Source organism: Pseudomonas atagonensis (genome assembly GCF_011369485.1).
GTDB lineage: Bacteria > Pseudomonadota > Gammaproteobacteria > Pseudomonadales > Pseudomonadaceae > Aquipseudomonas > Aquipseudomonas atagonensis.
On sequence record NZ_VXCA01000009.1, the window covers coordinates 106583 to 123251 of the forward strand.

Annotated in this window: 19 protein-coding genes; 6 read left to right on the forward strand and 13 right to left on the reverse strand. The window is 60.4% G+C overall.

Annotated elements, in window-relative coordinates; all coding sequences use genetic code 11:
• The first annotated feature begins 134 nt into the window (after positions 1-134).
• The 3 genes from F2P67_RS06035 to F2P67_RS06045 all read left to right on the forward strand — a co-directional run bounded on the left by F2P67_RS06035 (position 135) and on the right by F2P67_RS06045 (position 2769).
• Positions 135-932: a transporter substrate-binding domain-containing protein gene (locus F2P67_RS06035; protein WP_166218534.1), complete on the forward strand. Its 798-nt coding sequence runs from the start codon at positions 135-137 to the stop codon at positions 930-932.
• A gap of 150 nt (positions 933-1082) precedes the next feature.
• A complete protein-coding gene (locus F2P67_RS06040; RefSeq protein WP_166218536.1) occupies positions 1083-2042 on the forward strand; it encodes an amino acid ABC transporter permease in 960 nt (319 codons plus the stop codon).
• Positions 2035-2769, forward strand: coding sequence for an ATP-binding cassette domain-containing protein (locus F2P67_RS06045; RefSeq protein ID WP_166218538.1), 735 nt, complete (start codon positions 2035-2037; stop codon positions 2767-2769). Before F2P67_RS06040 ends, F2P67_RS06045 begins: the two co-directional genes overlap by 8 nt.
• 158 nt (positions 2770-2927) lie before the next feature.
• Here F2P67_RS06045 and F2P67_RS06050 read toward each other — a convergent pair whose 3' ends face one another.
• From F2P67_RS06050 to ubiE, 10 genes are all read right to left on the reverse strand, one after another.
• Entirely contained in the window at positions 2928-4844 is a 1917-nt protein-coding gene (locus F2P67_RS06050) for a methyl-accepting chemotaxis protein (protein WP_166218540.1), read from the reverse strand.
• Positions 4845-4963: 119 nt separating this feature from the next.
• Positions 4964-5671, reverse strand: coding sequence for a 16S rRNA (uracil(1498)-N(3))-methyltransferase (locus F2P67_RS06055; protein WP_166218543.1), 708 nt, complete (start codon positions 5669-5671; stop codon positions 4964-4966).
• Positions 5668-6459 carry a twin-arginine translocase subunit TatC gene (tatC, locus tag F2P67_RS06060; RefSeq protein WP_166218545.1) on the reverse strand — a complete coding sequence of 264 codons (792 nt, stop codon included), beginning with the start codon at positions 6457-6459 and terminating at the stop codon, positions 5668-5670. The genes F2P67_RS06055 and tatC overlap by 4 nt, the downstream gene beginning before the upstream one ends.
• Complete coding sequence (gene tatB, locus F2P67_RS06065; RefSeq protein WP_166218547.1) at positions 6456-6926, reverse strand: Sec-independent protein translocase protein TatB; 471 nt, start codon at positions 6924-6926, stop codon at positions 6456-6458. The genes tatC and tatB overlap by 4 nt, the downstream gene beginning before the upstream one ends.
• Positions 6927-6936: 10 nt before the next feature.
• The gene (locus F2P67_RS06070; RefSeq protein ID WP_003220847.1) at positions 6937-7218 is read right to left on the reverse strand and encodes a twin-arginine translocase TatA/TatE family subunit; all 282 of its coding nucleotides are present in this window, start codon (positions 7216-7218) and stop codon (positions 6937-6939) included.
• Between the two features lie 25 nt (positions 7219-7243).
• A complete protein-coding gene (locus tag F2P67_RS06075; RefSeq protein ID WP_007909355.1) occupies positions 7244-7576 on the reverse strand; it encodes a phosphoribosyl-ATP diphosphatase in 333 nt (110 codons plus the stop codon).
• The gene (gene hisI / locus F2P67_RS06080; protein ID WP_007909357.1) at positions 7569-7970 is read right to left on the reverse strand and encodes a phosphoribosyl-AMP cyclohydrolase; all 402 of its coding nucleotides are present in this window, start codon (positions 7968-7970) and stop codon (positions 7569-7571) included. The genes F2P67_RS06075 and hisI overlap by 8 nt, the downstream gene beginning before the upstream one ends.
• 80 nt (positions 7971-8050) lie before the next feature.
• On the reverse strand, positions 8051-9655 hold the full coding sequence (gene ubiB, locus F2P67_RS06085; protein ID WP_166218549.1) for a ubiquinone biosynthesis regulatory protein kinase UbiB: 1605 nt from the start codon (positions 9653-9655) through the stop codon (positions 8051-8053).
• Positions 9652-10275, reverse strand: coding sequence for a ubiquinone biosynthesis accessory factor UbiJ (locus tag F2P67_RS06090; protein ID WP_007909360.1), 624 nt, complete (start codon positions 10273-10275; stop codon positions 9652-9654). The genes ubiB and F2P67_RS06090 overlap by 4 nt, the downstream gene beginning before the upstream one ends.
• Positions 10275-11045 (reverse strand): bifunctional demethylmenaquinone methyltransferase/2-methoxy-6-polyprenyl-1,4-benzoquinol methylase UbiE, encoded by a 771-nt coding sequence (gene ubiE / locus F2P67_RS06095; protein WP_003220857.1) that lies wholly within the window; start codon positions 11043-11045, stop codon positions 10275-10277. The genes F2P67_RS06090 and ubiE overlap by 1 nt, the downstream gene beginning before the upstream one ends.
• 166 nt (positions 11046-11211) lie before the next feature.
• On the opposite strand from ubiE, the gene F2P67_RS06100 reads away from it, so the two are divergent.
• From F2P67_RS06100 to F2P67_RS06110, 3 genes are all read left to right on the forward strand, one after another.
• A complete protein-coding gene (locus F2P67_RS06100) occupies positions 11212-11487 on the forward strand; it encodes a polyhydroxyalkanoic acid system family protein (protein WP_003220859.1) in 276 nt (91 codons plus the stop codon).
• A 230-nt stretch (positions 11488-11717) separates the two neighbouring features.
• A complete protein-coding gene (locus F2P67_RS06105; protein WP_166218551.1) occupies positions 11718-12140 on the forward strand; it encodes a phasin family protein in 423 nt (140 codons plus the stop codon).
• A 10-nt stretch (positions 12141-12150) separates the two neighbouring features.
• Complete coding sequence (locus F2P67_RS06110; protein WP_166218553.1) at positions 12151-13074, forward strand: phasin family protein; 924 nt, start codon at positions 12151-12153, stop codon at positions 13072-13074.
• Positions 13075-13330: 256 nt separating this feature from the next.
• Here F2P67_RS06110 and F2P67_RS06115 read toward each other — a convergent pair whose 3' ends face one another.
• From F2P67_RS06115 to phaZ, 3 genes are all read right to left on the reverse strand, one after another.
• Positions 13331-13951 (reverse strand): TetR/AcrR family transcriptional regulator, encoded by a 621-nt coding sequence (locus F2P67_RS06115; RefSeq protein WP_166218555.1) that lies wholly within the window; start codon positions 13949-13951, stop codon positions 13331-13333.
• Positions 13952-13981: 30 nt separating this feature from the next.
• Complete coding sequence (gene phaC, locus F2P67_RS06120) at positions 13982-15664, reverse strand: class II poly(R)-hydroxyalkanoic acid synthase (RefSeq protein WP_166218557.1); 1683 nt, start codon at positions 15662-15664, stop codon at positions 13982-13984.
• 138 nt (positions 15665-15802) lie between these two features.
• A complete protein-coding gene (phaZ, locus tag F2P67_RS06125) occupies positions 15803-16657 on the reverse strand; it encodes a poly(3-hydroxyalkanoate) depolymerase (RefSeq protein ID WP_166218559.1) in 855 nt (284 codons plus the stop codon).
• Between the last annotated feature and the right edge of the window lie 12 nt (positions 16658-16669).

Genomic DNA, 16669 nt, shown 5'->3' on the forward strand with positions numbered 1-16669 from the left:
AACAAATCGTCCATTAAACCTTGTGCAAAAAATCGAGTGCGTTAGCATCCGTCCCCGAATTGGCGCACCCGGACAATCTTGTCCATTTCTGTCGGTTTTCGCGCCGCAAACGCAATGGTTTTGGGGACTTGAAGATGAAGAAGTATCTGTCGATGCTGCTGGTCGGCGTCACGGCACTGGTTGCAGTCAATGCGGCGCAGGCCGGCGCCATCGATGACGCGGTCAAGCGCGGCACCTTGAAAGTCGGTATGGATCCGACCTACATGCCGTTCGAAATGACCAACAAGCGCGGCGAAATCATCGGTTTCGAAGTCGACATCCTCAAAGCCATGACCAAGGCCATGGGCGTCAAACTGGAGCTGGTGTCCACCGGTTACGACGGCATCATTCCGGCGCTGATGACCGATAAGTTCGACATGATCGGCAGCGGCATGACCCTGACCCAGGAACGCAACCTGCGCCTGAACTTCAGCGAACCGTTCATTGTGGTCGGCCAGACTCTGCTGATCCGCAAGGAGCTGGAAGGCACCATCAAGTCCTACAAAGACCTGAACACTGCCGACTACCGCATCACCTCCAAGCTCGGCACCACCGGCGAGATGGTCGCCAAGAAGCTGATCTCCAAAGCCAAGTACCACGGCTACGACAACGAGCAGGAAGCTGTGCTCGACGTGGTCAACGGCAAGGCAGACGCCTTCATCTACGACGCGCCGTACAACGTGGTTGCCGTAAACAAGGTCGGCGCCGGCAAACTGGTGTTCCTCGACAAGCCGTTTACCTACGAGCCACTGGCGTTCGGTCTGAAGAAGGGTGACTACGACAGCCTCAACTTCATCAATAACTTCCTGCACCAGATCCACGAAGACGGCACCTACGATCGCATCCATGACAAGTGGTTCAAGAGCACCGAGTGGCTCAAGGACATGGAATAAGCCCGGTCAGATAGACCGAGTCGCCCCATTCGCGAGCAAGCCCGCTCCCACATTGGAATGCGTTCTCCTGTGGGAGCGGCGGTGCGACGATTCGACTTGCCCGCGAAGACGGCCTCCCCGGCGACACAACTTTCGGATTTCGCTAAACCCATGAAACAGAAAAAAGCCCAATGGCCCTGGCACGTCCTCACCGTGCTGGTGCTGATCGGCCTGGCCGGCGCGTTGTATTACGCGACGTCGCTGATGTCCTACGAATGGCGCTGGAACCGCGTGCCGCAGTACTTCGCCTATCAGGCCGAAGAAACCCAGCGCGCTGCCGACATTTCCACGGTCAGTGAACTGGTGCGCAAGGGCGGCAGTGCGCAAATCACCCTGCGCAACGACGCCGGTGACGAGCAGCACCTGACCGTCGACGAAAACAGCCTGCAATTCGCTCAGGGCGACGATGTCGCGGAAGGCGACGTCGTGGGCGTAACCCGGCATTGGGCGGCTGGGCCGCTGTTGTGGGGGCTGTGGACGACGCTTTGGCTGTCGGTGGTCTCTGGTGTTCTCGGCCTGCTGATCGGTCTGGTCACCGGGCTGTGCCGCTTGTCGAGCAACCCGACCCTGCGTGATCTGTCGAGCATTTACGTCGAGCTGGTGCGCGGTACGCCACTGCTGGTGCAGATCTTTATTTTCTACTTCTTCATCGGCACGGTGATGAACCTGTCCCGCGAGTTCGCCGGGATCGCTGCACTGTCGCTGTTCACCGGCGCCTACGTGGCAGAAATCATCCGCTCCGGTGTGCAGTCGATTGCACGCGGCCAGAACGAAGCGGCGCGTTCGCTCGGCCTGAGTGCCGGCCAGTCGATGCGCCATGTGGTGTTGCCGCAAGCGTTCAAACGCGTGCTTCCACCGCTGGCCGGGCAGTTCATCAGCCTGGTCAAGGACACCTCGCTGGTGTCGGTGATCGCTATCACCGAACTGCTGAAAAGCGGTCGTGAAGTCATCACCACCTCGTTTTCGCCGTTCGAGATTCTGTTCTGCGTCGCCGGTTTGTACCTGTTGATCAACCTACCGCTGTCGAAAATCGCCAGCCGGCTTGAGCGGAGGCTCGCGCAAAGTGATTGAAGTCCGCGATCTGGTAAAAGTTTTCGACACCCGTGGCCAGGTGGTACGGGCTGTGGATAACGTCACCACTTCCGTCGCCAAGGGCGAAGTGCTGGTGGTGATCGGCCCATCCGGCTCCGGCAAGTCGACCTTCCTGCGTTGCCTCAATGGTCTGGAGGAATTCGATTCCGGCTCGGTGAGCATCGACGGCCTGCAACTGGCCGACCCGAAAACCGACGTCAACGCCTATCGTCGAGAAGTCGGCATGGTGTTCCAGCATTTCAACCTGTTCCCGCACATGACCGTGCTGGAGAACCTGTGCCTGGCACAGAAAGTCGTGCGCAGGCGTGGCAAGAAAGAGCGCGAAGCCAAGGCCATGGAGTTGCTGCAAAAGGTCGGCATTGCGCAGAAGGCCAATGAGTTTCCGTCACGCCTCTCCGGCGGTCAGCAGCAGCGTGTGGCGATTGCCCGGGCGCTGGCGATGGAGCCGAAGGTCATGTTGTTTGACGAGCCGACTTCGGCGCTCGACCCGGAAATGGTCGGCGAAGTGCTGGATGTTATGAAAAACCTGGCCGTGGAAGGCATGACCATGGTCTGCGTGACCCACGAAATGGGTTTCGCCCGGGAAGTGGCGGATCGGGTGTTGTTCTTCGATCACGGCAAATTGCTCGAAGATGCCGCGCCGGCAGAGTTCTTTGATGCGCCGAAAGATCCCCGCGCTCAGGCCTTCCTGCGTCAGGTCCTTTAATTTCAGCGTCTGCCGGTAAGCCTTCGCGAGCAAGCCCGCTCCCACAGTGGTTTGGTGGCGCTCATGTCATCTGGGCAACACCTCCGTGCCCTGTGGGAGCGGGCTTGCTCGCGAAGGCATCACCTCGGTTCTGAATGAACCGAGGTTTGCGCATCGACTCAGACCTTGAACCGGCCGACCAGCATCTGCAGATGCGTGCCCAACCGCGCCAGCTCAGCGCTGGACGCCGCTGTCTCTTCGCTCGCCGCCGACGTTTGATCCGACACATCGCGCACATTCAACACGCTACGGTTGATTTCTTCAGCCACCGCACTCTGCTGCTCGGCCGCCGCCGCAATCTGCTGGTTCATCGCCTGAATCGCCGACACAGTGCGGGTGATGCTTTCCAGCGAACCACCGGCACGACGGGTCAGCTCGACGCTGCTGTCGGTCAGGGTGCGGCTGTTGTCCATGATCGTTGCGACTTGCTGGGTGCCGTTCTGCAGGCCGACGATCAGCTCTTCGATCTCTTCGGTGGACTTCTGCGTGCGCTGGGCGAGGCTGCGCACTTCGTCGGCAACCACGGCAAAACCACGTCCGGCTTCACCGGCACGCGCCGCTTCAATCGCCGCGTTGAGTGCTAGCAGGTTGGTTTGCTGTGCCACGGACTTGATCACGTCGAGGACGCTGCCGATCTTGTCACTTTCGCGTTTGAGCTCGCCCATGGCTTCGGTGGAGTGGCCGACTTCGGCGGCCAGACGTTCGATCTGCGCGATGGCTTCGCCGACGACTTTGTCGCCTTCACGAGCCTGCTGGTCGGCAGCCACGGCGGCTTCGGAGGCTTCCTCGGCGTTGCGCGCGACTTCCTGCACGGTCGCGGCCATTTCGTTCATGGCGGTGGCGACCTGATCGGTCTCGATCTTCTGATTGTTGACCCCGGCGCTGGTCTGCTCGGTCACTGCCGACAGTTCTTCGGCGGCGCTGGCGATCTGGGTGACGCCATCGCTGATCCCGCCGATCAGGTCGCGCAGGCCTTGGGTCATGCTTTGCATCGACCGCTGCAACTGGCCGAGTTCGTCGCGACGCTGGGACACCAGATTGTGGGTCAGGTCACCAGCGGCGACGCGCTCGGCGACTTTCAGGGTCTGGTTCAGCGGAATGATGATCTGCCGCGTGATCGCCCAAGCCGCCAGCAGACCGAAGGCCACGGCCAGCAAGGTAGCGATGATCAGCATGTTCTTGGCGTGAGCGGCGTCGGTGTCGCGTACGACGGTCTGCGATTCGGTGAGTTTCTTGCTGACATCGAGCAGGATGTCGCCCTGAGTCGACATGCGCGCCTGAGCCTTGGCATTGTTGACCTGCGAGTCGCGGAACTGGGCGACAGCCGCACGGTAGGCCTTGATCGAGTCGGTCGCCTGTTGCAGGTTGGCGATGTGCTGTTCCGGCAGTTTCGCCGGCAAGCTTTCGAGGTTTTTCAAGGCATTGTCGATGGCGTCCAGCGCCGGCTGCTCAGCCTCGGCCTTGCCGCTGTAGGTATAGCCGCGAACCTGATAGCGCGCCTGTTGCAGCAGTTTGCTCAGCTCGATCACGCTGTTGAATTGCGCGACGCTGTCACCCGCAAGCATGGATTTTTCCACTTCGGCGACTTTCGCCACGGCGTTGTCGGCACTGGCGCCGAGCTTGCTGCGGGCGTCTTCACGCTGCACGGTGGCTTGGGTCATGTCGGCGAAGGCGCGCTTGTATTCAGCCACGGCAGCCAATTGCTGATCGACCATCGCCGCGTCGGCGGGTTGTTCGATCAGGCTGCGGGCGGTTTGCAGACCGCTATCAAGTTTGCTCAGCAGCTCATTGACCGCGCCCGGGCCTTGTTCGCCACGGCGTGCTTCATAGTCCAGACGCGCCAGGCGCAGGTCCTTGGTCAGTTCGTTGAGGCTGGAGATAAAACCGAGCTTGTCGCCACGGCTGATGATGCCGCTCATGCCGGTCCAGCCGGTGAAGGTGATCAACAGCGTCAGCAACAGCACCAGGCCGAAACCGATTCCCAGCTTGCGTTTGACGCTGACGTTCCCAAGATTCTCGGCTAACCAACGGTACATGCGACGACTCCCCTCGGACCACTAATTGGACTTATGGGGACTGTATCGGCTGAGTGATGGCAATCTGTAACACCTTTTGTCCGGTATTGCAGGAGGCCCGGTGGCGAGGGACGTGGGGTTTAGAAGAGCCGGGCGAGCAGGGCGGTGACGGCGGTTTCGACGCGCAGGATGCGCTCGCCCAGTTGCACCGGTTGCAGGCCGGACTTGGCCAGCAGGTCGATTTCGTAAGGAATCCAGCCACCTTCAGGGCCGATGGCCAGCGTCACCGGTTCGCTCAGCGCACGGGGGCACGTCGGGAAGTTACCGGGGTGGCCGACCAGCCCGAGCGTGCCTTCGGTAATCGCCGGCAGCCGATCCTCAACGAAAGGCTTGAAGCGTTTCTCGATGATGATTTCCGGCAGCACGGTATCCCGGGCTTGTTCGAGGCCGAGGATCAAGTTTTCGCGAATCGCTTGCGGCTCCAGAAATGGCGTCTGCCAGAAGCTCTTCTCGACGCGGTAGCTGTTGACCAGAATCACCTTCGACACGCCCATGGTCGCCACGGTCTGGAACACCCGGCGGAGCATTTTCGGACGTGGTAGCGCGAGCACCAGGGTCAACGGCAGTTTGGCCGGCGCTGGCTGATCGAGGGTGACACGTAGCTCCGCTTCACCCGCCTCAAGGCGCAGCAGCTCGGCCGAACCCATCAGCCCGTTGATACGGCCAACGCGCAGGCTGTCACCGACTTCCGAGCGGTGAACCTCCTGCATGTGGGTCAGACGACGATCACGCAGGATCACGCGGTCGACCGCGATGAAGTCGGCCTCTTCGAGCAACAGCAGGTTCATGCCTGGGTCGCTGGCGGCTGGTCGTTGTGATCGTCAGCCGGCTTTTCATCCGGGCGTTCGCGCTTGCTGATCAGGCCACCGAACAGAATGCCGATTTCAAACAGCATCCACATCGGCACAGCCAGCAGGGTCTGCGAGAAGATGTCCGGCGGCGTCAGGATCATGCCGACCACGAAGCAACCGATGATCACGTACGGGCGGATTTTCTTCAGGTATTTGACGTCGACCACGCCGATCCACACCAACAGCACCACGGCCACCGGGATTTCAAACGCCACGCCGAAGGCGAAGAACAGCGTCATGACGAAGTCGAGGTAGCTGGCGATGTCGGTCATCATTTCCACGCCGGCCGGGGTGGCGGCGGCGAAGAACTTGAAGATCAGCGGGAACACGAAGTAATAGGCGAACGCCATGCCGGTGTAAAACAGCAGAATGCTGGAGACCAGCAGCGGCACAGCGATGCGCTTTTCATGCTTGTACAGGCCCGGCGCGATGAAACCCCAGATCTGGTGCAGGATCACCGGAATCGCAAGGAACAGCGACACCATCATCGTCAGTTTCAGCGGCGTCAGGAACGGCGACGACACGTCGGTGGCGATCATCGTCGCGCCGACCGGCAGGTACTGGCGCAGCGGCGTCGAGACGAAAGTGTAGATCTGCTGGGTGAAGGCGAACAGACCGGCGAAGATGATGAATATCGCCGCCACACAACGCAGCAGGCGGGTGCGCAACTCGGTGAGGTGCGAAACCAGCGGCATGTGCTGGTCGTTTTCGGGGAGATCGCTCATGGGGCTCGCGGCGGCAAAGTAGGATCGTGAGGCGCAGGTGTGATCGGCGCGGCGGTTTGAGCAACGTGTTCAACCGAGGTTTCTGCGGCAACGGGCGCCGGTTCTGTCGGCGCTACAACGGCAGCAGGTGCTGGTGTCGGAGCAGTTGCAGCAGGTGCGGTTGGCGCTTGAATCGTCTGCTGTCCGACATGTTCAACTTCGACCGGGGTCGGCTCCTGCTGAACCGGCTGAAAGATTTTCCGCGCCTCTTGTTCCAGGGACAGAATGTGCTCGTTGTGCAGTTGCCGACGGATCTCGTCGGCACCGATTTCACGTTCAACTTCCTGTTTGATCGCGTTGAAGCTGCGCTTCAGCCGTCCGACCCACAGGCCGGCAGTGCGTGCAGCGCCCGGCAGACGCTCGGGGCCGAGCACCAGCAGGGCAACGAGGCCGACGAGCAGCAGTTCAGAGAAGCTGATACCAAACATTAGTCAGTGCTCACACGTCTTTGCGGATCGGCTCTTCGACTTTCTGCGCCTGCACGTCGATGGTGTGCGGCGGGTTGGCCTGAGCGGTGGCTTGCGGCTGCACCGGTGGCACCGGTTGCGCAGGCGTCACGGTCGGATCGGCGGCCGGCTTCTCGTCGTCGTTCATGGCTTTGCGAAAGCCCTTGATCGACTCACCGACGTCGGTGCCGAGGTTTTTCAGTTTCTTGGTGCCGAACACCAGCACCACGACAACCAGAATGACGATCCAGTGTTTCCAGTCAAAAATGCCCATGTTGCTGTTCCTCTCTAAAAGTTGTTCAGGCGGACGGACGCGAGGCTTTCTCGACGTGTCCGGACAGGCCAAAGCGACGATCCAGCTCGTCGAGTACAGCCTGCGGATGCTGCCCCAGTTGGGCGAGCATGACCATGCTGTGGAACCACAGGTCGGCGGTCTCGTAGATCACATCGCTGCAGTCGCCGCTGATGGCGGCGTCCTTGGCGGCAATAATGGTTTCGACCGACTCTTCGCCGACTTTCTCCAGAATCTTGTTCAGACCCTTGTGATACAGACTAGCCACATACGAGCTGTCGGCGGCTGCGCCTTTGCGCTCCTCGAGCACTTCGGCCAGACGGGTCAGGGTGTCACTCATGTTTGTGTCCTGCGGAATAAATAGCGTGCGGGTCTTTCAGCACCGGATCGACGGTTTTCCAGTCGCCGTTTTCGAAGACGCGGTAAAAGCAGCTCTGACGGCCGGTATGGCAAGCGATGTCGCCGATCTGTTCAACCATCAGGATGATCACGTCGGCGTCACAGTCCAGACGCATTTCATGCAGAGTCTGTACGTGGCCGGACTCTTCGCCCTTGCGCCACAGCTTGCCACGGGAACGTGACCAGTAGATGGCACGGTTTTCCGCAGCGGTCAGTTCGAGCGCTTCGCGGTTCATCCAGGCCATCATCAGCACGCGTCCGGTCTTGTGATCCTGGGCAATCGCCGGTACCAGGCCATCGGCGTCCCACTTGATCTCGTCCAGCCAGTTTTTCATCTTCGACTCCGACAGCGAACCCACACTTCAATAGTCGGGTTCAGGCGTTGAAACAGTGTGCCAGCCGATCACGGAACTGGCTATCGGCGAACGACCAGATACAAGCCGACTGCCACCATGATACCCGCCGGCCAATGCCCCAATTCGTTCAGCGGGCCACCGGCGGCGAGGATGGTGCCGCCCGCCAGATGAGCGCTGCCGAGCAGGCGCAGGAACCAGTCGTCCTTGCGTTTGTGCCAAGGTGGCGGCGGGTCGTTGGCGTGCGGTTGCGACATGCGTTCGAGCAGATCGCGGGCCATGTTGGCCAGGTGCGGCAGTTGTTCGAACTGGCTCTGCACGTTGCCTATCAAGGCTTTCGGGCTGACGCGCTCGCGCATCCAGCGTTCGAGGAACGGCTGCGCAGTGTTCCACAGATCCAGATCCGGATAGAGCTGACGACCGAGACCTTCGATGTTCAGAAGGGTCTTTTGCAGCAAAACAAGTTGCGGCTGCACTTCCATGTTGAAGCGGCGTGCGGTCTGGAACAGACGCATCAGCACCTGGCCAAATGAAATATCTTTTAACGGTTTTTCGAAGATCGGTTCGCACACGGTACGGATCGCTGCCTCGAATTCGTTGAGCTTGGTTTCCGCCGGTACCCAGCCCGAATCGATGTGCAATTGCGCCACGCGACGATAGTCACGCTTGAAGAAGGCGAACAGGTTGCGCGCCAGGTAATCCTGGTCTTCCGGGGTCAGGCTGCCGACGATGCCGCAGTCGATTGCGATGTACTGCGGACTCCACGGGTTGACGGTGCTGACGAAGATGTTGCCCGGGTGCATGTCGGCGTGGAAGAAACTGTCTCGGAACACTTGGGTGAAGAAGATCTCCACGCCACGCTCGGCGAGCATTTTCATGTCGGTGCGCTGGTCGGCGAGGGTCGCCAGGTCGGTCACCTGAATCCCGTAGATCCGTTCCATCACCAGCACTTTCGGCCGGCACCAGTCCCAATAGACTTGCGGCACATAGAGCAGCGGCGAACCTTCGAAGTTGCGCTTCAACTGGCTGGCATTCGCCGCCTCGCGCAGCAGATCGAGTTCGTCGTAGATGGTTTTTTCGTAGTCCTGCACCACGTCCACCGGGTGCAGCAGACGAGCGTCGGCGGAGACCTTTTCGGCCGCGCGGGCGAGGATGAACAGCCACGCCAGATCCTGGGCGATCACCGGTTTCAGGCCCGGGCGGATCACCTTGACCACCACTTCTTCGCCAGTTTTCAGCTGTGCAGCGTGTACCTGCGCCACTGAGGCCGAGGCCAGTGGTTCAACGTCGAAGCGGCTGAACACTTCGCTGATCTTCTTGCCCAGCTGTTCTTCGATCAGTTTGACCGACAGCTGCGAATCGAACGGCGGCACGCGGTCCTGCAACAGCATCAGCTCATCGGCGATGTCTTCCGGCAGCAGGTCGCGGCGGGTCGAGAGGATCTGCCCGAACTTGATGAAGATCGGCCCCAGGTCCTGCAACGCCAGGCGCAGGCGTGCGCCACGGCTCAGGTCCAGCGGCTTGCGCGGGAACCAGCGCCACGGCAGGACATAGCGTAGCGCCAGCAGGAACCACGGCAAGGGCAGATCGAACAGCAGATCATCGAGGCGGTAGCGGATCACGACGCGCTGGATGCGCAACAGACGGCGGACGGCGAGCAGCTTCATGCGTTATCGCTTGGGTCGAGGGATCGGGAAAGGCGCTCGAAGCGCGCCTCGAGACGTTCCAGATCAAGTTTGATCCGGTCCAGCTCGCTGAATCGCGCTTCTGCTTCGCGCTGCCCGACGAGGGTGCGCGATTCTTCGGCGAGGTATTCGGCGAGATTCTGGTTGAGGCTGGCAAATCCTTGTTGATACCAGCGCGCGCGGCTGCGCAGATGACCACCGACCAGTTGCGTGGCGACCGGTCCCAGCCAGCGCGAGAGTTCGTACTCCCAGTCCAGCTCGAGATCCTGCAGCACGCCGGCCAGCTCCAGCAGCACGCCGCTGTCGCCGTCGAGTTCGACTTCCGGTGCGTGCAGCACGGCGGTCTTGTCCTTGCTCACGGCCAGTTTGATCAGGCTGGAAGCCGGAGCGCGCAAGGTGCAGTCGACGCCGGTTTCCCAGTGCGAAGCCAGCATCAGGCCTTCATCGCTGGGCAGGATGAACAGTTGCAGCGCCGGGCTGCGGCAGTCGACGGCAATCACCTTGCCGGTCAGATGCGCCAGACGCGGCAGCGCCGTGCTGTCGAGACGCAGCACGCGGTTCAGGCCGAGTTCGACGCTGGCGAGCAGCCCGGTCAGCAGCATCAGGGCTTGATGCCGCGGTGCAGGGCGACGATGCCTGCAGTCATGTTGTGATAGGTCACGCGGTCAAAACCGGCGTCGACCATCATCGACTTCAGGGTTTCCTGATTCGGGTGCATGCGGATCGATTCGGCCAGGTAACGATAGCTTTCCGAGTCGTTGGTGATCAGCTTGCCCATCAGCGGCATGAAGGCGAACGAGTAGGCGTCGTAGGCCTTGGACATCAGCGCGTTGGTCGGCTTGGAGAATTCCAGCACCAGCAGGCGACCGCCAGGCTTGAGCACGCGCAGCATCGAGCGCAGGGCGTCTTCCTTGTGCGTCACGTTGCGCAGGCCGAAGGCGATGGTCACGCAGTCGAAATGGTTGTCCGGGAACGGCAGTTTTTCTGCGTCTGCCTGGACGAACTCGACGTTGCCCGACACACCCAGATCCAGCAGGCGGTCGCGACCGACCTTGAGCATGGATTCGTTGATGTCGGCCAATACGACCTGACCGGTCGGGCCGACCAGGTGCGAGAATTTCTTGGTCAGGTCGCCGGTGCCGCCGGCGATGTCCAGCACGCGGTTGCCGCTGCGCACCCCCGACAGTTCGATCGCGAAACGCTTCCACAGACGGTGCATGCCGCCCGACAGAAGGTCGTTCATCAGGTCGTACTTGGCGGCTACCGAGTGGAAAACCTCAGCGACTTTTTCCGCTTTCTGGCTTTCCGGAACGTTTTTGAAGCCGAAGTGAGTGGTGGGTTCGGCATCGCTGCCTTTGCGCTGATCAGTCATATCGCTGTCACCAAAAGAGAATGCGCGACATTCTAATCCCCAAGCCATGCTTTGTCTTGGAATGGCTAAAGGTAAGATGGGCAACCTTCGGGACGATTTGCCGCAGATGCGGTCAAGATTTACCGACAAGCATTCATCGTCATCTTCAAAAAACAGGAATCATTCAATGGCCAAAATCAGTGTTGAGCGTGCTCACAGCCTGGGCAAGGAAGCCGCCCGCGAGAAGGCCGACAAACTGGCGCAGAAACTCTCCGATCAATATGGCCTCGAACCGCAGTGGTCGGGCGACACCCTGAATCTCAAACGCTCCGGCGTGAAAGGCGCGGTGCACGTGGCCGACGATTCGATCCGGGTCGATGTCGAACTGGGCATCATGATGTCGGCCATGAGCGGCATGATCAAAGCCGAGATCGAGAAGGCGCTGGATAAAGCGCTGGTCTGAAACACGTTCCCGTGTAGGAGTGAGCCTGCTCGCGATAGAGGTCTGTCAGTCAAATTTCTGTGACTGACAGACCGCTATCGCGAGCAGGCTCACTCCTACATTTTTTTGCGCTGCACTCGGGCTTTTATGTCAGTTGTTAGGGTGCCGTTTCTAATTTTTCTGCCTACTTTGTGCCTGAGCCCGACAAACCTGCGGGCAGTTCCTCAAACCTTCTGCGCGTGAGGTGCACCATGGCCAAAGTCATTTTGAAGAAAAAAATCGACGCTTCGACTTCCGCTCTGAGCGACGTCAAATCCTATGCCCGCAAGATCTGGCTGGCAGGCCTGGGTGCCTACGCCAAGGTCGGCCAAGAGGGCAGCGACTACTTTCAGGAGTTGATCAAGGCTGGTCAAACTGTTGAAAAGAAAGGCAAAAAAGCCGTCACCGAAAAGCTCGAAGCAGCCAACGCCGAGATCGATGAAGCCAAGGGTGAAGTCAGCTCTTTCAAAGGTCGCGTCGAAGTTCAGCTCGACAAGGTCGAGAAAGCGTTCGACACCCGTGTGGCAAGCGCCTTGAATCGTATCGGCATTCCGTCTAAACATGACGTTGAGGCACTCTCTGCTAAGCTCGATGAGCTGACGGCATTGCTCGAACGCGTCGCGCGAAAATCTTAAGGAGAACGGGATGGCTGGCAAAAAGAACACCGATAAAGAAAGCAGCTCGTGGGTCGGGAAGGTCGAATCCTACTCCCGCAAAATCTGGCTGGCTGGTTTAGGCGTGTACTCGAAGATCGACACTGACGGCAGCAAGCTCTTCGATGCATTGGTCAAAGACGGCGAGAAAGCCGAGAAACTCACCAAGTCGGCAGTCGGCAAAAAAGTCGATGCCGCCAAGGACTCCGCTTCCTCGGCCAAATCGCGCATCAGCGGCGTGAAAGATCGCGCACTGGGCAAGTGGGACGAGCTGGAAGGGGCTTTCGACAAGCGCCTGAACAGCGCGATTTCGCGCCTGGGTGTGCCGAGCCGCAATGAGGTCAAGGCACTCAACAGCAAGGTCGACACGCTGACCAGACAGATCGAAAAACTCACCGGTCTGAAAGCCCAGCCTGTGGCGGCAAAAACTGCTGCAGCCAAACCGGCAGCCAAACCGGCCGCGAAAACCGCTGCGGCCAAACCCGCGGCAAAAAGCGCAGCCAAGCCATTGGCAAAAGCTGCGGCCAAACCTGCAGCGAAAGCCGCCGCCAAGCCGGCAGCCAAAACTGCCGCTGCCAAGCCTGCCGCCAAAGCAGCAGCCAAACCGGTCGCCGCCAAAACCGCTGCTAAACCGGCTGCCAAAACGGCTGCGAAACCAGCCGCCAAGCCTGCAGCAAAAACCGCTGCCGCCAAACCGGCTGCCAAGCCAGCGGCCAAACCGGCTGCGGCGAAAAAACCGGCAGTGAAAAAACCGGCCGCGCCGAAAGCCGCCGCGCCGAAACCGGCAGCGCCTGCCGCCGCCAAACCTGCCACGCCGGCAGCTCCGGTCAGCGCGTCGAACTCCGCCGCCGCACCGACTCCGGTGGCTACCCCGACTGCAGCATCGACCCCGTCGACGCCAACCAGTCAGTCCTGATTTTTCAGGGCAAAATAAAACGCCCGGCCTGTGAAGGTCGGGCGTTTTTGTTTGTGCTTTTTAAAATCTTACCCTCACCCCAGCCCTCTCCCGGAGGGAGAGGGGGCCGACCGAGGTGTCTTGCGTCGTACGTCGACCTGAACGATCGAGTCGATCATGGATTCAACAAAGTCCTTTCAGGTCGGTGTAACTCGTCAGCATCCCCCAATCAGTCCCCTCTCCCTCAGGGAGAGGGCTAGGGTGAGGGGCTTTTGATTCACTCGTGATCTTCGAGGTACTGCAGGGCCATTCGTTCGGTAGCGGCTTTCACCGGCGGCAACAGATGTGGCGCCACCAGCATCATGATCTGATAAACCACCAGCCTCACCTCACCCTCACGATCGAGAATCCGCTGATAGTCCAGGGAAAACAGCAGCGTCATGGTGATCTGCTCCACCAGTTGCCCCAACGCCTGCGTGTCACTGACCAACTGCCCCGACGCCTTAAGCCGCGCCAACAACGACGCCAGCGTACGCTTCAACGCATTGAGCAGATTGCGAATACCCTTCGCCAGTTTTGGCAGTCGCCCGGCGAGGTTCGACAGATCCTGAAACAGGAACCGGTATTGCGCCAGCCGCTCGACGATCAAATGCAAAAACAGCCAGTAGTCCTCCGGCGCCAACTCGGCATCCGAGGGCGGATCGAGCAGCGGCGCCAGCTCATTGTGGAAGCGTTCGAACAACCCGAGGATCAGCGGCTCCTTGCCGTGAAAGTGGTAGTAGAGGTTGCCCGGGCTGATGCCCATTTCGTTGGCAACCTCCATGGTGGAGACGTTCGGCTCGCCCTTTTCGTTGAACAGTTGCAAAGCACATTCGAGAATCCGGTCGCGGGTTTTCATCCAGTCTTCTTAGAAAAGTTCGGTTAAGCGTCAGCGCACGCGCACGTAAGTACCGGGTGCTGCCTCCATCGGTGGATAGTTCGGGTTGCCGAGGGTCATCGAGGTTTCGTGTTGGGCGCCCGAGCGTTGCTGAATCCATTCCAGCCACTGCGGCCACCAACTGCCGTCGACGTGTTTGGCGTCGTAGTACCAGGCGCGCGGGTCGCTGCTCAGCTTGCCGTTCTCGACGTAAGCGGCTTTCGGATTGCTTGGCGGGTTGAGGATGCTTTGCACGTGGCCGCTGTTGGACAGCACGAAGCGGCGTTCGCCACCCAACAACAGAGTCGAGCGATACACCGCGTCCCACGGCGTGATGTGGTCGTTCATGCCGGCGACGCTGAAGCTGTCGACGGTGACTTTCTGCAGGTCGATGGGCGTGCCGCAGACTTCGAGTCCGCCTGGATGGGTCAGCGGGTTGTGTTTGAAGAAGTCCAGCAAGTCACCGTGAAACGCGGCGGGCAGACGGGTGTTGTCGTTGTTCCAGTAAAGGATGTCGAAGGCCGGTGGTTCCTTGCCCAGCAGGTAGTTGTTGACGAAGTAGCTCCAGATCAAATCATTGGGGCGCATCCAGGCGAAGACCTTGGCCATGTCGCGACCGTCGAGCACGCCTTTCTGATAGGAGCGACGTTTGGCCGCTTCGAGGGTTTGTTCATCGGCAAACAGGGTCGCCGGGGTTTCGATCTGACTGTCGAGCAGGCTGACCAGATAAGTCGCGCTGGAGATGCGTCGCAACTGCCGCTTGGCCTGTAAATGCCCTTGCAGCGCGGCAATCGTCAGGCCGCCGGCGCAGGCGCCCATCAGGTTGACCTCGCGGGCGCCGGTGATCGCCCGGCACACGTTCATCGCTTCCTCCACTGCTTCGACGTAAGTTGACAGACCCCATTCACGATGACGCACATCGGGGTTGCGCCAACTGATCATGAAGGTCTGCAGGCCGTTTTTCAGGGCGTACTGGACGAAGCTGTTGTGCGGGCTAAGGTCGAAGATGTAGTACTTGTTGATTTGCGGCGGCACCACCAGCAACGGCTTGGCGTACTGCTTTTCGCTCATTGGCCGGTACTGGATCAGTTCAAGCATTTCATTGCGAAACACCACCGAGCCGGTGGTGGTGGCGACGGTCTTGCCGACCTCGAATGCCTGGCGGGTGACCTGGCGTGGCAAGCCATCGTTGTGCAGCAGGTCATCGAACAAATGGCTGAGGCCGCGCACCAGGCTGTTGCCGCCGGAGTTGAACAGCTCCTTGATCGCCAGCGGGTTGAGCAGGGTGTTGGACGGCGCCACGGCGTCGTTGAGCAAGGTAAACGCGAAGTGCGCGCGGGCGCGGTCCTCCGGGTTCATGTTGCTCTCGTCGATCCAGCTCTTGACCTGTTTCTGCCAGGCCAGATACGCCTGCAGGCTGCGCCGGTAAAACGGATTGAGGCTCCACGCCGGATCAGCGAAACGGGTGTCCTGCGGATTGGTCGGGTGCAGGGTTTCGCCCAGCAGCACGCGGCCCAACTGGCCGCCGAGTTTCAAGGCGTGCTTCGCACTGTGAACCGGATTGCGCAGGCCGTGGGCGGCGACGCTGCGCAGCGTCGAAATCAGATCGCGGCCACGCAGGCCGGTGATCGCACTTTGTGCGTTGATAAACACGGCGGGGCTGGGCACTACGCCCGTCGCTGGTTTGTCGCGCATGACTCAACACTCCTTCGTCTTCAGGCCAAAAACAAACTCACCGAACCAGAACACCATAGACGCTGTTGCGGGTTGCTGCCTGCGCGGCGTCCTGCCGCGCACTCTGTAGAAAGTCCTGCATAAAGCCTGCCGCTGCGGTCAACCGCCCAGCGGGGTCGGATGCGGATGCATCACGGCGCGTTGACGCTCCTCCTGGAGGAATTTCATGATGATCGGCGCCACCGCTTCGGCACGGGTAATCAGGAACAGATGACCGTCGTCGATGATGTGCAGCTGCGCGTTGGGAATGCGCCAGGCGAGCATGCGCATGTTGATCAATGGGATCAGCGGATCGTCATCGCCGGCCAGCACCAGCGTCGGCTGATGGATCTTGTGCAGCCAGTGAATGCTGGTCCAGCCCAGGCCTGCGAACAGTTGCCAGTAGTAACCGAGCTTGCCCGCCGAACGCACTTTCGCTGCGTGGCTGGCCGCCAGGGTCGGGTCGCGACGAAACGAGCCGCCGTAGATCAGCGGCGCGATACGGATAACGTGGGATGGCTGAATGTAGCGTCGGGGGCTGGCCATCATCCACAGCACTTTCGGCTTGCCCGGCACCATCACGGCACCGGCAGCGGTCGCCGCCAGCACCAGTTTCTTGCAGCGCTCGGGGTAGTCGTAGGCGAACTGCTGCGCCAGCGCGCCGCCCCACGACACGCCGATGACGTTGACCTGGCCATAGTCGAGGTAATCGAGCATCCGCGACGTCAGTTTGGCCAGACCCGGAAAGCGGTACGGTCGACTCGGCGTCGAGGAGCCACCGACACCGGGCACGTCGAATGCGATCACTTCCAGATCCGGGTCCAGCGCCGCGACAAACGGAAACACCAGCTCCAGGTTGGCGCCGATGCCGTTGAAAATCAGCAAGGGCGTCAAATGAGGCTTGCCGGGGCGTACCGCCGTGCGGATGGTCTGACCATCCAGATCGACGGTACGGAATATGAACGGTTGCGGCATGCTTCAGGCCCT